The sequence below is a fragment of the Streptomyces sp. NPDC058279 genome, assembly GCF_042881255.1.
Taxonomy (GTDB): domain Bacteria; phylum Actinomycetota; class Actinomycetes; order Streptomycetales; family Streptomycetaceae; genus Streptomyces.
Genome location: NZ_JBHVYA010000001.1, coordinates 312,768 through 326,606, shown reverse-complemented (window position 1 = coordinate 326,606; position 13,839 = coordinate 312,768). Strand labels below are relative to the sequence as shown.

14 protein-coding genes are annotated in these 13,839 nt (G+C 70.8%); 10 read left to right on the top strand and 4 right to left on the bottom strand.

The genetic code is table 11. From position 1 onward, the window contains the following. Positions 1-20: 20 nt before the first annotated feature. Positions 21-1,022, top strand: coding sequence for a hypothetical protein (locus ACFVXJ_RS01565; RefSeq protein ID WP_389656847.1), 1,002 nt, complete (start codon positions 21-23; stop codon positions 1,020-1,022). Positions 1,023-1,422: 400 nt separating this feature from the next. Here the strand turns inward: ACFVXJ_RS01565 and ACFVXJ_RS01560 are convergent, their stop codons facing one another. After that, complete coding sequence (locus ACFVXJ_RS01560) at positions 1,423-3,084, bottom strand: FAD-dependent oxidoreductase (protein ID WP_389656844.1); 1,662 nt, start codon at positions 3,082-3,084, stop codon at positions 1,423-1,425. 196 nt (positions 3,085-3,280) lie between these two features. Here ACFVXJ_RS01560 and ACFVXJ_RS01555 point away from each other — a divergent pair, with 196 nt between their 5' ends. The 7 genes from ACFVXJ_RS01555 to ACFVXJ_RS01525 are packed head-to-tail and all read left to right on the top strand — an operon-like array spanning position 3,281 to position 8,572. Then, positions 3,281-4,441, top strand: coding sequence for a SchA/CurD-like domain-containing protein (locus tag ACFVXJ_RS01555; protein WP_389656841.1), 1,161 nt, complete (start codon positions 3,281-3,283; stop codon positions 4,439-4,441). A 59-nt stretch (positions 4,442-4,500) separates the two neighbouring features. Continuing rightward, the gene (locus ACFVXJ_RS01550) at positions 4,501-4,938 is read left to right on the top strand and encodes a cupin domain-containing protein (protein ID WP_389656838.1); all 438 of its coding nucleotides are present in this window, start codon (positions 4,501-4,503) and stop codon (positions 4,936-4,938) included. After that, positions 4,935-6,191 (top strand): beta-ketoacyl-[acyl-carrier-protein] synthase family protein, encoded by a 1,257-nt coding sequence (locus ACFVXJ_RS01545; protein ID WP_389656835.1) that lies wholly within the window; start codon positions 4,935-4,937, stop codon positions 6,189-6,191. The genes ACFVXJ_RS01550 and ACFVXJ_RS01545 overlap by 4 nt, the downstream gene beginning before the upstream one ends. An 8-nt stretch (positions 6,192-6,199) precedes the next feature. Then, on the top strand, positions 6,200-7,450 hold the full coding sequence (locus ACFVXJ_RS01540; protein WP_389656832.1) for a ketosynthase chain-length factor: 1,251 nt from the start codon (positions 6,200-6,202) through the stop codon (positions 7,448-7,450). A 33-nt stretch (positions 7,451-7,483) separates the two neighbouring features. Beyond that, the gene (locus tag ACFVXJ_RS01535; RefSeq protein WP_389656829.1) at positions 7,484-7,741 is read left to right on the top strand and encodes an acyl carrier protein; all 258 of its coding nucleotides are present in this window, start codon (positions 7,484-7,486) and stop codon (positions 7,739-7,741) included. Between the two features lies 1 nt (position 7,742). Continuing rightward, entirely contained in the window at positions 7,743-8,222 is a 480-nt protein-coding gene (locus ACFVXJ_RS01530; protein ID WP_389656826.1) for an SRPBCC family protein, read from the top strand. A gap of 17 nt (positions 8,223-8,239) precedes the next feature. Further along, positions 8,240-8,572, top strand: coding sequence for a TcmI family type II polyketide cyclase (locus tag ACFVXJ_RS01525; protein WP_389656823.1), 333 nt, complete (start codon positions 8,240-8,242; stop codon positions 8,570-8,572). Between the two features lie 117 nt (positions 8,573-8,689). Here the strand turns inward: ACFVXJ_RS01525 and ACFVXJ_RS01520 are convergent, their stop codons facing one another. Together ACFVXJ_RS01520 and ACFVXJ_RS01515 are read right to left on the bottom strand one after the other, a co-directional pair. Next, positions 8,690-9,028: a hypothetical protein gene (locus ACFVXJ_RS01520; RefSeq protein ID WP_389656820.1), complete on the bottom strand. Its 339-nt coding sequence runs from the start codon at positions 9,026-9,028 to the stop codon at positions 8,690-8,692. A gap of 150 nt (positions 9,029-9,178) precedes the next feature. Beyond that, positions 9,179-9,613, bottom strand: a complete 435-nt coding sequence (locus ACFVXJ_RS01515) for a VOC family protein (RefSeq protein ID WP_389656817.1) — start codon at positions 9,611-9,613, stop codon at positions 9,179-9,181. Positions 9,614-9,843: 230 nt separating this feature from the next. Between ACFVXJ_RS01515 and ACFVXJ_RS01510 the strand changes: the two genes are divergently transcribed. Together ACFVXJ_RS01510 and ACFVXJ_RS01505 are read left to right on the top strand one after the other, a co-directional pair. Next, entirely contained in the window at positions 9,844-10,494 is a 651-nt protein-coding gene (locus ACFVXJ_RS01510; RefSeq protein WP_389656814.1) for a flavin reductase family protein, read from the top strand. Positions 10,495-10,697: 203 nt separating this feature from the next. Beyond that, complete coding sequence (locus tag ACFVXJ_RS01505) at positions 10,698-10,853, top strand: DUF6131 family protein (RefSeq protein WP_389658556.1); 156 nt, start codon at positions 10,698-10,700, stop codon at positions 10,851-10,853. Positions 10,854-11,136: 283 nt separating this feature from the next. On the opposite strand, the gene rph is transcribed toward ACFVXJ_RS01505, so the two are convergent. Next, complete coding sequence (gene rph / locus ACFVXJ_RS01500; RefSeq protein WP_389656811.1) at positions 11,137-13,731, bottom strand: rifamycin-inactivating phosphotransferase; 2,595 nt, start codon at positions 13,729-13,731, stop codon at positions 11,137-11,139. Positions 13,732-13,839: the final 108 nt, after the last annotated feature.

The following is a 13,839-nucleotide window of genomic DNA, read 5'->3' as shown; positions in this document are numbered from 1 at the left end:
ACAGTGCGGGACTACGGGGGATGGGTGGCGTGAGCGGTCACGGCGGGGGCGCGTACGGAGGTCCGGTGGAGGGCGCGGGCAGCGGGCCGCCGGCGGGGTGGGCCGGCCACGGCTCCCGGCCCCCGCTGCCGCCCGGTTCCCCGCTGCCGCCGCCCGGATATGCGTACCCGCAGCCCGGATACGCATATCCGTCGCCGATCCCGCCGCAGGGGTACCCGTACGCCCTGTCCTACCCGTCCGTTCCACCGCCGCCGATGCCGCCACCCGTCGAGCCGTCGCGCGGTCGAAAGATCCTGCGGGGCGTCTTCAACCCGTTCTACGCCGCCCAGCGGGCGTTCCGTCCTTCGCGACCCGGAATCGTGGAAGATCCCGACGTCCGTAGGCTCCAACTGTGGCGGACCGTCTTGGGGATCGCCGCCTGGGTGGGCCTGATGGTCGCCTACAAGGCCGTCGTCAGCGCCGATGACGTCAAGGCGATGGCGAACGACCGCCTCGACCAGAGCTGGTCCAGTGTCCTGGTGCTGGTCTGCACCTTCCCCGTGGTCGTCGGTGCTTTCACGGCGGCCGCACGGGCCGGCTTGCGGCGCGTCTACCTGCGTCGGGCGCTGCGCTCCTTCGGCGCGGTGGTGGCCATCATGGCGTCCATGGGGACCTCGGCGCTCGCGATGGCCCCGGAGTCGGCGGGGCTGCGGGACGCCGTCGGTCTGCCGGGAAAGATCGCCATCTGGGTGCTGTGCCTGTGGGCGATCGGGTTCGCCCTGTACGGCATCGGCCTGTCCCTCGTGCACGTCTTCCGTACCGCCGACATCCACGAGGTGGTGCCACCGGTCCTCGCCGGTGTGCTCGTCTGGGAGATGGCACTGCTGGACCTGATCACGGGGGCCTACCCCCAGGTTCCGGCGGCTGCCCGGGCGGTCTTCATCCTGGGCGCCCCCCTCACGGTCACGGCGCTGTCCTGGTGGGAATTGCGCCGACTCCGCCGTCACCACGGACTGACGATCCGCAACGCACTGGGGCGCTGAGCGCCTTTCCTGCCCGGTCGCGGCGGGAGGGACACACACAAGCATCGAAGGAACCGGGTGAAATCGGGTACCAGGGGTATCCGGGGGGCAGCCGGGGCGGTCGCCGTGATGCAGCAGGGGACCTGCTCACCTCCGATGATCGACGGCCGTCCCGGTCCGCCCGCGGGGTTGTACCCGCACGGCGCATGCATGCTGCCCGGTCGGCACCGTACGGCCCGCCTTGCGGACCCGGCGGTAGACCAGCGCACCGCCCGGTCTGCCGAAGGGAGACGGTGAGGTCGTCGTTCGGCAGGGTGCGCCGATTCCCCGTGTTCGCCGCCGAACGGTCGGCCACCACGACCGGTCCCCGGGCCGGCCGGTATGACCGACCGCCCCGGGGAGACCCCTGCTTGCGCGAAGCTCAGCCCGTGCGCAGGACCGCTGCCAGGGCTTCGCGCAGCGCCGCCTCCGGGTCGGCCGCCGCGCCCTCGGCCCGCCAGGCGACGAACCCGTCGGGGCGCACCATGACCGCGCCCCCGGCCGTGGTGCCGTGGACCTGCGCCCAGTCGGGGGCGCCGTCCCCGCCCGGCGCACCCTGCCCGTCGTACACCAGGTCGGCGTCGGGGCCCGCACCGATCCGGTAGGCGTCCAGCCGCACCCCGCCGGCGTCCGCGATACGGCGCGCGGCCGCGTGCCAGCCACCGGGGTCACCCGCGCCGCTGAGCAGCACCATCGAACGCTCGTAGAGGTCGAGCGTGGAAAGGCGCCGCTCGCCGTGCCGCAGCCACACGTGCGGGGCCCGGCTGCCCGGCTGCCCCGTCAGCCGCATTCCCTCGGGCACCACCTCCTGCTCCGGGTCGGCGCCGACGACGGCGCCCTGCGGGTAGCGGTAGGCCAGTACGACGTTCAGGATGCCGCCCTGCCGGCCGCCGCCCACCCCCGGCGGCGGGGCGAAACCGGGGTGGCTGTGTTCCACGGAGCGCGCCGAGGCGCGGGCGCTGGTCGCCAGCGCCACCGGCCGGCGCTCCGCCTCGTACGTCTCCAGCAGTCCGGGGCCGGCCCAGCCCTCCACCACCGCGGCCAGCTTCCAGGCCAGGTTGTGGGCGTCCTGGATCCCGGTGTTCGAACCGAACGCCCCCGTCGGGGACATCTCGTGCGCGGAGTCGCCGACGAGGAACACCCGCCCGGCGCCGTACCGGTCGGCGACGCGCTCCGCCGCGTGCCACGACGCCTTGCCGGTCACCTCCACGTCGAGGTCGGTGACACCGACGGCGCGTCGGATGTGCTCCTGACACCGCTCGTTGGTGAACTCCTCCAGGGCCTCGCCGTCCTCCGGGTGCCAGGGCGCGTGGAAGACCCAGTTCTCCTTGTTGTCGACGGGCAGCAGCGCCCCGTCGGCGTCCGGGGCGGTCAGGTAGCACACGATGAACCGCCGGTCGCCCACCACGTCGGCGAGCCGGCGCGACCGGAAGGTGATGCTCACGTTGTGGAACAGGTCGCCGGGGCCGCTCTGCCCGATGCCCAGCCGCTCGCGGACCGGGCTGCGCGGGCCGTCCGCGGCGACGAGGTAGTCGGCACGGACGGTGTGGCGCTGTTCGGTGATCCGGTCCCGCACGACCGCCGTGACGCCCTCGGCGTCCTGCTCGAACGACATCAGTTCGTGCGAGTACCGCAGGTCCCCGCCCTGCTCGCGGGCGCCGTCGAGCAGCACGGGCTCCAGGTCGTTCTGGCTGCACAGACACCAGCCGGTCGGGCTGAACTTCGCCAGCCCGCCGCCGGGGTCGATGTCCTTGAACAGCCACTCGCCCGCGTCACCCACGAGGGACGGGGTTTGGAGGATGCCGTGGTTGTCCGCCAGCAGTGACGCCGCGCTCTTGACGTCCGCCTCGATGCCGGCCACCCGGAAGAGTTCCATCGTCCGGACGTTGTTGCCGCGTCCGCGTGGGTGGATCGAGGTCCCCGCGTGCCGCTCGACCAAGGCGTGCCGCACCCCATGGCGCCCCAGGAACAGGGACGTGGACAGGCCCACCAGGGAGCCGCCGACGATGAGGACCGGAACCCGGTGGTCGAATTCGTGCTGCATCGATGCCTCCAGAGGCAGGCGTTCGGGGTGGGGCGCGGGATGTTCCACGTCCTCGTGACAGCGCATCCGCGGGCCCGTCACCCGCGTGGTTCATACGGGTCGCGCACTTCCCGGGACAGGCACAGGATCAAGGCACGCTGACGTCGCGACCACGCGACCGGCGTTCACCTCTGCCCTCGAAGGAGTTGTACGCAGGATGACCACCACGTCTGCACGTGTTTCAGAACCGCTGAAGCGACAGATGCCGAAACGTGTCTCCCAGTCCGTGTTCGACGGCTCCAGGCTCCGCGTCGTCCTGTTGGTGGATGTGTACGACGGCGCCCAACAGCAGTTCCTGGAGGCGTACGAACAACTCTGCACCCAGGTCTCGTCGGTTCCGGGGCACGTCAGTGACCAGCTGTGCCAGTCGATCGAAAATCCATCCCAATGGCTCATCACCAGCGAATGGGAGAGCGCCCCGCCCTTCCTCGCCTGGGTGAACAGCGAAGAGCACGTACGGATGGTGTCGCCGCTGCACGGCTGCGTCCGGGACACCAGGTCGCTGCGCTTCCACGTCGTACGGGAGACCGGCGGCCCGGCCACCGACACCACCCCCGACCGGCGCCGCCTGCAGACCTCCCCCCGCGTCGGCGACGGTGTGGTCCGCCACGCCCTCACCTTCACCGTCAAGCCGGGCAGCGAGGAGACCGTCGCCAAGATCCTCGCGGACTACGCCTCGCCCGAGCCGCGGGTCGACGACACCACCCGGCTGTGCCGCACCTCCCTGTTCATGTACGGCAACCGGGTGGTGCGGGCCGTCGAGGTCAAGGGCGACCTGCTCGCGGCGCTGCGCCACGTAGCCCGGCAGCCCGAGGTGCGGGCCGTCGAGGAGGCCATCAACCCCTACCTGGAGCAGGACCGGGACCTCAACGACCCCGAGTCGGCGCGTGTCTTCTTCACCCGCGCGGCCCTGCCCGCCCTGCACCACGTGACCGCCGGGCACGAGCACCCCGAGGCACAGCGCCACGCCCTCTACTACGAGGCCCGCCCGGACTGCGGCATGCGGCTGGCCGAGCTGCTCGCCCAGCACGACGAGGCGGCGGCCGACGACCCGCGCAGCCCGGTGCTGCGCAGCACGATCTTCCAGCGCGACGAGGTCGTGGTGCGCCTGATCGACGTGCACGGCGGTCTCGAAGCGGCCGACCCCGCGCTCTGCCTGGGCCTGACCGACCCCGTCGAGGCGGCCGAACTGACCACCCTCTTCGAGGGCGGCGCGCCCGGGACCGACCTCTCCGCTCTGCGGAGCGGCGACTTCGCACGGCTGCTGGATCTCGCTCGCATGGAACTCATCACCGACCGCCGCTCGCCGGACGCCTGACAGGAACGCGCGGGTCGCGGCCACACCACGCCCGGCGCGGCACACAACGGAGGAACGTCGTGATCACATCCAAGCCCCGAATCGTCGGACTCGACGACGTCGAGTCCAACCGCCGGCGCGGCGGCGACCTGCGCGCCCTGCTCACCCCCGCCACGGTCGGCTCCACCAGCGGCTTCATGGGCGTGGCCATCGTGCAGCCCGGAGACCGCATCGGCGAGCACTACCACCCGTACTCCGAGGAGTTCGTGTACGTCGTCTGCGGGCGGCTCGAAGTGGACCTTGACGGCGAGCCGCACCCCCTGCGACCCGAGCACGGCCTCCTGATCCCCGCCCACGTACGCCACCGCTTCCGCAACGTCGGCGACACCGAGGCCCGTATCGTTTTCCATCTGGGACCGCTGGCGCCGACCCCACCGCTCGGCCACGTCGACACCGAGGGCACCGACGCGGTGGCGGACGGCGCCCCGCCTGCCGACCTCTCCCAGGTCCGTTCATGACTCGGAGGGTGGCCGTCACGGGCCTCGGCGTGGTGGCGCCCGGCGGCATCGGCGCACCGGCGTTCTGGGACCTGCTCGCCGGCGGGCGAACCGCGACCCGGGGCATCACCTTCTTCGACCCGACGGGCCTGCGCTCACGGATCGCCGCCGAGTGCGACTTCGACCCGGCGGCCCACGGGCTGGACGCGGAACAGGAAGCCCGCGCCGACCGCTACATCCAATTCGCGCTGGCCGCCGGCGACGAGGCGGTCCACGACGCCGGCCTGGACCTCTCCCGGGAGGACCCCTGGAGGGTCGGGGTCTCCCTGGGCACCGCCGTCGGCGGCACCACCCGTCTGGAGAAGGACTACGTACTGGTCAGCAACGGCGGACAGCGCTGGGACGTGGACCCACGCGAGGCGAAACCGCACTTGCACCGGGCGTTCTCGCCCAGCACGCTGGCCTCCACGATCGCCGAACGCTTCGGGGCCCGCGGCCCGGTCCAAACCGTCTCCACGGGCTGCACCTCCGGGCTCGACGCCGTCGGCTACGCCTTCCACACGGTCGAGGAGGGCCGGGCCGACGTCTGTATAGCCGGCGCGTCCGATTCCCCGATCTCACCCATCACCATGGCCTGCTTCGACGCCATCAAGGCCACGTCGCCCAACAACGACGACCCTGCCCACGCCTCCCGGCCGTTCGACAACGACCGCGACGGGTTCGTGATGGGCGAGGGCGCGGCGGTCCTGGTGCTCGAGGAGTTGGAACACGCCCGCGCCCGCGGCGCGCAGGTGTACTGCGAGATCGGCGGATACGCCACCTTCGGCAACGCCTACCACATGACCGGGCTGACCGGTGAGGGTCTGGAGATGGCCCGGGCCATCGAGAGCGCCCTCGACCACGCGCGCGTGGACCGTTCGGCGATCGACTACGTCAACGCCCACGGCTCGGGCACCCGGCAGAACGACCGTCACGAGACCGCGGCGGTCAAACGGGCCTTGGGCCACCACGCCTACGCCACGCCCATGAGCTCCATCAAGTCCATGGTCGGGCACTCCCTCGGCGCGATCGGGGCGATCGAGCTGGTGGCCTGCGTCCTGGCCATGCGCCACCAAGTCGTCCCGCCGACCGCGAACTACGAGACGCCGGACCCCGAGTGCGACCTGGACTACGTCCCCCGTGTCGCCCGCGAACGGAAGCTGGGCGGCGTGCTGTCCGTGGGCAGCGGATTCGGCGGCTTCCAGTCCGCGGTGGTCCTGAACCGGAAGGGGTAGAGGACACGATGAGCCAACCGCACCCACGGCGTGCCGCCGTCACCGGAATCGGCGTGATCGCGCCGAATGGACTGAGTACGGACGCCTTCTGGAAGGCCACCCGGGAAGGCATCAGCGTCCTCGGCCGCATCACCCGCGAGGGGTGTGACCACCTCCCGCTGCGGGTGGCCGGCGAGGTGCGCGCCTTCGAACCGGCCACGGCCGTCGAGGAGCGCTTCCTCGTCCAGACCGACCGGTTCACGCACTTCGCCATGGCGGCGGCCGACTCCGCCCTGGAGGACGCCCGGCTCGGGCAGACCGCCACCGGCGAGGCGCCCTTCTCCGTGGGCGTGGTCACCGCCGCCGGCTCCGGCGGCGGCGAGTTCGGCCAGCGCGAGCTGCAACAGCTGTGGGGCAAGGGCAGCCGGTTCGTAGGCCCCTACCAGTCCATCGCCTGGTTCTACGCGGCAAGTACCGGCCAGATCTCCATCCGCCACGGCTTCAAGGGGCCGTGCTCGGTCGTGGCGGCCGACGAGGCCGGCGGCCTGGACGCCCTCGCGCACGCCGCGCGGGCCGTGCGGCGCGGCACCGACGTGATCGTGGCCGGCTCGACCGAGGCACCCCTGGCCCCGTATTCGATGGTGTGCCAGCTCGGCTACCCGGAGCTGAGCACCGAAGCGGACCCCGACCGGGCCTACCGCCCCTTTACCTCCGCGGCCTGCGGGTTCGTACCCGCCGAGGGCGGCGGGATGCTCGTGGTGGAGGAGGAGGACGCCGCGCGGGAGCGGGGCGCCACGGTGCGCGCCGTCATCGCGGGACACTCAGCGACGTTCACCGGCGCCTCCTGCTGGGAGGAGTCCCGCGAAGGACTCGCGCGAGCCATCGAGGGGGCCCTGGCCGAGGCCGGCTGCGCCCCCGAGGAGGTCGACGTGGTCTTCGCCGACGCCCTCGGCGTACCCGAGGCCGACCGCGCCGAGGCGCTGGCCATCGCCGACGCCCTCGGCGGGCACGCCAAGCGCGTGCCCGTCACCGCCCCCAAGACCGGCATCGGCCGCGGCTACTGCGCCGCGCCCGTACTGGACGCCGCCGCAGCGGTGCTGGCCATGGAGTACGGCGTCATCCCACCCACCCCCAACGTGTTCGACATCTGCCATGACCTCGACCTCGTGACCACCCGCGCCCGCGCCGTCGAGCTGCGCACCGCGCTGGTCCTGAGCCGGGGACTCATGGGGTCGAACTCGGCGCTCGTGCTCCGGCGCGGCGCCACGGGTGCCCCGTAGCGGGGCACCCCGGAACACAAGGAGAGGAATGCCATGAGTGACCGCATCACCGTGGAAGAACTGGCCGAACTCATGAAGAAGGCCGCCGGGGTCACCGTCGACCCCGCCGAGCTGGAACAGCGCAGCGACTCCGGTTTCGACACTTTCGGCCTCGACTCGCTCGGGCTGCTCGGCATCGTCGGCGAACTGGAGAACCGGCACGGTACGTCGATGCCCACCGACGCGGAACGCTGCAAGACCCCGCGCCAGTTCCTCGACCTGGTCAACAGCAGCCTCGTGGCAGGAGCGTGACGTGGCGGGCCACACGCAGAACGAGATCACCATCGGCGCGCCGGTCGACCTGGTCTGGGACATGACCAACGACGTGGCGAACTGGCCGCAGTTGTTCAGCGAGTACGCGTCCGCCGACATCCTCTCCGTCGAGGGGAACAAGACGACCTTCCGGCTGACCATGCACCCGGACGAGAACGGGACCGTGTGGAGCTGGGTGTCCGAGCGCGAGACCGACCGGGACCGGCTGAGCGTCACCGCGCGCCGCGTCGAGACCGGTCCCTTCGCCCACATGAACATCCGATGGCAGTACGAGGAGGTGCCCCAGGGCACCCGGATGGTGTGGACGCAGGACTTCGCCATGAAGCCGGAGGCGCCGGTCGACGACGACTGGATGACGGACAACATCAACCGGAACTCCAAGGTCCAGATGTCTCTGATCCGCGAGCGCATCGAGCAGGCCGCCGCCGAACGCCGGCCCGCGCCGGTGCTCACCGACTGAGCCGGACGGAGAACCCGATGCACCACACGTTGATCGTCGCCCGGATGGCACCCGGCTCGGCCCCCGACATCGCCGAGGTCTTCGGGTCCTCGGACCGCGGGGAGCTGCCGCACCTCGTCGGGGTCGCGCGGCGCAGCCTCTTCCAGTTCGGCGACGTGTACCTGCACCTCATCGAGAGCGAGCAGGACCCCGGCCCCGCCATCGCCAAGGCGAGCGGGCACCCGGAGTTCGTCGACGTCAGCCGGCGGCTGTCCCCGTACGTCAGTGCCTACGACCCCGATACCTGGCGCTCGCCGAAGGACGCGATGGCGCACTGCTTCTACCGCTGGGAGCGGGAGCGCCGGGCCTGAGGCACGCCAGTCACGCCACCGGTCGCCGGGTCCGCTCCTCCGTGGACCCGGCGACCGGCGTCGTACGGGCTGCGACCGGCCGCCCGCTGAGCGCGGGCCGACCCCGGTCGGCAGGCGTCAGATCGTGACGCAGACCCGGTCTTCGATGGAACGGCCGTCGCGCTCGAGGCTGCCGCACACCTTCTTCGCGTGTGCTTGCTCGTAGCCGACCTCCCACCGGTGGGACGCGGCGTTGACCCTGCCGGAGTGGTAGTCGCCCCATGAGGCGCGGAGCGTTCCGCGCAGGCCGTCCCGGGTCTGGACGGTGATGTCCTGGACGAACCGGTTGTGGTGTGCGGTCATCACGCAGATGTACTTGCCGCAGTGGCCGTCGACCGAGGCACTGGCCGGGGTGGCGACGAGCAGGGGGAAGGCGCAGGCGGCGAGGAGTGTCACGAGCTTCCTGAGACGAGTCATGAGCTGGTCAACGATCAAGGCGGCGAAGGATCACGCTCGGCTCGCGGGACGCAGAGGGCGGCCGGTTGCCCCGCTCGGCCCTTCCGCAAGAGCCGGCGGGGCGGCCGCGATGCGGGGCGCCCCCTGTGCCGAGGACAGGCCCGACTGCCGTCAATCGAGGCAGAATTCGTTCCCCTCCGGGTCGGCCATCACGATGATCCCCTCGTCCAGGCCGTTGGGGTCGAGCCGGTACAGCCGTTTCCCTCCCAGCGCCTCCAGCCTGGTGGCCTCGACCTCCAGCGCGGCCATGCGCTCGTCCCCGGTCAGGCCGGGTGCCGCACGCACATCCAGGTGCAAGCGGTTCTTGCCCGTCTTGCCCTCCGGGACCTTCTGGAAGAACACCCGCGGCCCCTTGCCGTCCGGATCCGTGATGGCCGACCGGCTGTTGTGGAGCTCAGGCGGCACGCCCCACGCCGTCAGCGCGGCCGTCCAGTCGGCGAAGCCCTCGGGCGGCGGCTGGACGCGATAGCCCAGCGCCTGAGCCCAGAACGCCGCCTGCGCGGCCGGATCGGCGCAGTCGTAAGTCACCTGGATTTCCTTGGCCATGCGGCCTCAGCCTCCTGTCTCGAAACCTACCCACGTCGACGGTCCGGTTGTCTCCCGGAACACACGGCCATCCTCGCACCGCCCTCTGACACCGAACACCGGGTCGGCCCCCGCCGAACGCGACGTCGGATAGCCGCCGGCGTCACGGTCTCGCTCACGAGAGGGTCGACGACGGCTCGCCTCATCGGCGCGGGCCGGTCCGTCCGACATTTCGGCGAAAGGCACGGCGCATGCACGTGGTCCCCGGGCTCAAGGTCCTGTACTTCGGAACTCCGGTGGTGTTGATCAGCTCGCTCAACGAGGACGGTACGGCGAACCTCGCGCCGATGTCCTCGGCGTGGTGGCTGGGTCAGTCCTGCATGCTCGGTCTCGGCAACAGCGCCCAGACCACCGCGAACCTGCTGCGGGAGGGGGAGTGCGTGCTCAACCTGCCCTCGTCGGCGATGGTCGATGCCGTGGACCGGCTCGCGCTCACCACCGGGAAACCGACCGTGCCGGACCGCAAGGCGCGGCAGGGGTACCGGTACGAGCCGGACAAGTTCGCGGCGGGGCGGCTGACCGAGCAGGCATCGGATGTGGTCCGGGCGCCTCGGGTCGCGGAATGTCCGGTCCAACTGGAGTGCAGGGTCGTCTCGGCCCATCCGTTCGGCGGCACCACACAAAGCGGCACAGCCACCGCCACCGCCATCGAGGTCGAAGTCCTACGCGCCCATGTCGAGGAGGGGCTCGTCATCCCGGGCACCCACCATGTGGACCCACTCGGCTGGGATCCGCTGATCATGAAGTTCTGCGAGTTCTTCGGGGGCGGGCACAACATTCACCCCTCAAAGCTCGCCGAGGGCTGGAACATGCCCCACCCGCAGCGCTCGCCGGCCGTCTGAGCGGACATCCGACGGCCGCCCCGGCGCGCCGCCGGTGTCTCCCGTCGCCGGGGGAGGGGCGGGCTCGCCAGGCGGAACATCTCCGGGCGCTACAGCGGAGTGATCACGCCATCCCCGGGTATGCGCCTTGCGGAGGATGGAGCGCTGGGGCGGGGGAGTACTCCTCAACCGTAACCGTGACCCCACGAGATATGGAGGACACCATGATCGTCCTCGGCATCATTCTTCTCATCGTCGGCTTCCTCACCAGCATCAGTATCCTGTGGACGATCGGCATCGTCCTCGTCGTCATCGGTCTCATCCTCTGGATACTGGGCGCTGTCGGCCACGCCGTCGGCGGCCGCAAGCACTACTGGTGATGTGCGCGTGGTGATGTGCACGCCGGCATGAGCTGCCGCCCGTTCCGGCGGGGCGCGGCCCGGCCGGGCATCCGCCGGTGGCGGGCGGCAAGGGGAGGCCGGAAAGACGGCCGGGACGGTCGCCGTGACGCAGCAGGGGACCTGCTCACCTCCAAAGATCGACGGCCGTCCCGGTCCGGTCCTGTCCGATATCGAACGCGAAAGAATCTGCGCTGCTCAGAGTAGATGTCGCCTCGTGGTGTCCGGCCCGGCGGTGCCCCACGAAGCCCTGAGCGTGACCCGGTCAGGGGAGGATCTCGACGTACCCGTCGGTTCCGTGGACCCGGATGCGCTGTCCGTCGCGGATCAGTCGGGTGGCCCCCTCCACACCCACCACCGCGGGCAGGCCGTACTCTCGGGCGATCACCGAGCCGTGCGTCATCTGGCCCCCCACCTCCGTCACCAAGCCCGCGACTCCCACGAACAGGGGCGACCAACTGGGGTCCGTGTAGGCCGTGACGAGGATGTCGCCCGCCTCGAAATCCGCCTCCGCGATGTCGAGGATGACGCGCGCCCTCCCCTCCACGGTCCCTGCGGACACCGGCAAGCCGACCAGGGAGCCGGCCGGCAGGCCGTCGCGCCGGTATGCCACGTTGACGGACTCGCCGTCCGAGGTCAACAGACGAGGGGGCGTGAGCTGCTGATACGCCCGGAAAGCGTCCTTGCGTTGCCGAATGAGCCGGTCATCGACCTGCTTCGAGCGCACGACGTCATGGAACTCCTGGAACGTGAGGTAGAAAACGTCTTCCTTCTCGGCGAGCACACGGGCCCGCACGAGCCGCTCCGCCTCCGCCAGCAAAGCCTCTTTGTAGACGAAGTAGCGGCTGATGATGCCGTACTTCGGGTACTCCCGGTATCCGATGAAGGTCCGGACCCGGTCGATCATCCGCTTGGTCTCGTCGGCCTTGCGCTCCCCGTCCGGCAGGGCCCGCAGACGTGACAGCACGTCCTGTTCCTTCTTCCGGGCCGCCTGGCGCCCTTGCTCGAAGCGCCGCTCGGCGGCACCCGGCTCGAAGTTCCTGACGTTGTCGAGGATCACGGGTACGAGCGTGCTGGGGCGCTCGCGCCAACGGGGCCTGGTGATGTCGATCTCGCCGACGCAGCGCATGCCGTACCGGTCGAGGTAGCCCTCGATCGCGTTCCGTGCTTCGGCCCCGCCCGGGAGCTTCGTCAACTCGTCCAGGAAGCCCTCGTCTTCGACGCCCTGGAGGAAGGCCACCACCTGCGGATGCGGGCGGATCACGTCCGCGACGTCGAGCAACTCCAGGCCCATCTGCGAGGTGATGTTGCCGGGCGCGGACAGTGTGAGCGTGTCGGCCGCGTTCTTCTCGCCGAGCCACTCGTGCAACTTGTCATTGAGCCACCACGTGGCCTCCATCCCCGCCATGATCACCTGAAGGTTCAGCGGATCACCGAGGACCCGCTTGTGCTCCTCGAAGGCATCCAGCAGGAAGTCGAACAGGGCCGGTCCGGTCTTCGTCCGGATGGCGCGCCGCAGGGACCGGACGGACGCCTCGCTGCGCTCGATCAACTCGGTGACCACGGTCGGATCGGTCTCGATGGGGGCGGAGGCGCCGACGGGCCGCCCGCCGGGAGCCGCGTCGGGAATCGAAGGCACGAAATCGTCGCGGTCCAGTACGGTCTCCAGCGCGTCCTTGATCAGCGGGTCGGCCCTCCCCACGAGGTCCAGGAAGGCGGTGCGGCTCGCGGGCGAGGCCAACCGCGGCGTGACGTCGACGAACAGTCTCCCGCCGGCGGCGTGCATCGGCACCATGGCCGTGAGCTGCCACATGGACAGCCCCAGGGGCTTCATGGGGTCGGTCATCATCTGCTGATGCCCGACGGAGACGTAGACGTGATTCCCCTGGTCGGCTGTCTCGGGGACGGGGAACAGCGTGGTGATCGGCCGGCTCTGCACGATCCGGAAGTCATCGTCGACCAGGCACCATTCGATGTCCTGCGGGCGGCCGAAGTACGCCTCGATCTGCCGCCCGAGCCCCACGAGCCGCAGGACCTGTGCGTGCGTCAGAGCCGGCTGCTCCTGATGCCGCGGGTCGACCGCCACTTCCCGCGTGCCGCCGCCGGGCAGAGCGCGAATGGCACGCTGCTTGACGGCGATCGCCTCGACGAGGACTTCGTCGTCCCGCACCTTGTAGACGTCCGGGTTCACCACTCCCGAGACCAGCGCCTCGCCGAGGCCGAAACCGGCGTCCACGCCGGCGACCTTCCGGTTGCCCGTCACGGGATCGGCCGTGAACAGGACGCCGGCAGCATGCGGGAAGACCATCTCCTGCACGACCACGGCCATGTGGACCGCCCGGTGGTCGATGCCGTTGCGCCGCCGGTAGGTGACGGCCCGCTCGGTGAACAGCGAGGCCCAGCACCGGCTGACGCACCGAAGGATCGCCGCGGACCCCACGACGTTCAGGTACGTGTCCTGCTGACCCGCGAAGGAGGCCGTCGGCAGGTCCTCCGCCGTCGCGCTGGAACGGACGGCGTAAGCGGCGTGCTCGCCGTTGTGGGCGAGCGCGCGAGTGATCTCCGCCGCGAGATCATCCGGGAGGGCGATGTCCTCGATGGTCCGGCGGATCTCCGCGCTGAGCGTCCGGATCGCCTCCCGATCGTTCGGGTCCAGACGCGACAGCCGATCGAGCCGATCGTCGATCGACGGCGCTTCGGCCAGGACCCGGCGGAAGGCGTCCGTTGTCACACAGAAGCCCGCCGGCACGCGGACGCCCGGGATACGTGACAGCCCGCCCAGGTTCGCTCCCTTGCCGCCGACGAGCCCGACCAGCGTCTCGTCAACCTTTTGCAGATCCAATACGTACTGCTCGATCATGCGATGCCTCCGGGGCCGCCGTACCGCGTTGCACTGCACTGTCCGATCGACGCGGGCGACACCGCGCCCCATTCATCGACTACGACACACACTCGTGCCCTCGTTTCC

Coding starts and splice junctions, on each gene's coding strand:
- ACFVXJ_RS01515 (WP_389656817.1), bottom strand. CDS start 9,613: ATGGCCAAGGAAATCCAGGTGACTTACGACTGCGCCGATCCGGCCGCG.
- ACFVXJ_RS01540 (WP_389656832.1), top strand. CDS start 6,200: ATGAGCCAACCGCACCCACGGCGTGCCGCCGTCACCGGAATCGGCGTG.
- ACFVXJ_RS01525 (WP_389656823.1), top strand. CDS start 8,240: ATGCACCACACGTTGATCGTCGCCCGGATGGCACCCGGCTCGGCCCCC.
- ACFVXJ_RS01505 (WP_389658556.1), top strand. CDS start 10,698: ATGATCGTCCTCGGCATCATTCTTCTCATCGTCGGCTTCCTCACCAGC.
- ACFVXJ_RS01510 (WP_389656814.1), top strand. CDS start 9,844: ATGCACGTGGTCCCCGGGCTCAAGGTCCTGTACTTCGGAACTCCGGTG.
- rph (WP_389656811.1), bottom strand. CDS start 13,731: ATGATCGAGCAGTACGTATTGGATCTGCAAAAGGTTGACGAGACGCTG.
- ACFVXJ_RS01545 (WP_389656835.1), top strand. CDS start 4,935: ATGACTCGGAGGGTGGCCGTCACGGGCCTCGGCGTGGTGGCGCCCGGC.
- ACFVXJ_RS01565 (WP_389656847.1), top strand. CDS start 21: ATGGGTGGCGTGAGCGGTCACGGCGGGGGCGCGTACGGAGGTCCGGTG.
- ACFVXJ_RS01560 (WP_389656844.1), bottom strand. CDS start 3,084: ATGCAGCACGAATTCGACCACCGGGTTCCGGTCCTCATCGTCGGCGGC.
- ACFVXJ_RS01535 (WP_389656829.1), top strand. CDS start 7,484: ATGAGTGACCGCATCACCGTGGAAGAACTGGCCGAACTCATGAAGAAG.
- ACFVXJ_RS01520 (WP_389656820.1), bottom strand. CDS start 9,028: ATGACTCGTCTCAGGAAGCTCGTGACACTCCTCGCCGCCTGCGCCTTC.
- ACFVXJ_RS01555 (WP_389656841.1), top strand. CDS start 3,281: ATGACCACCACGTCTGCACGTGTTTCAGAACCGCTGAAGCGACAGATG.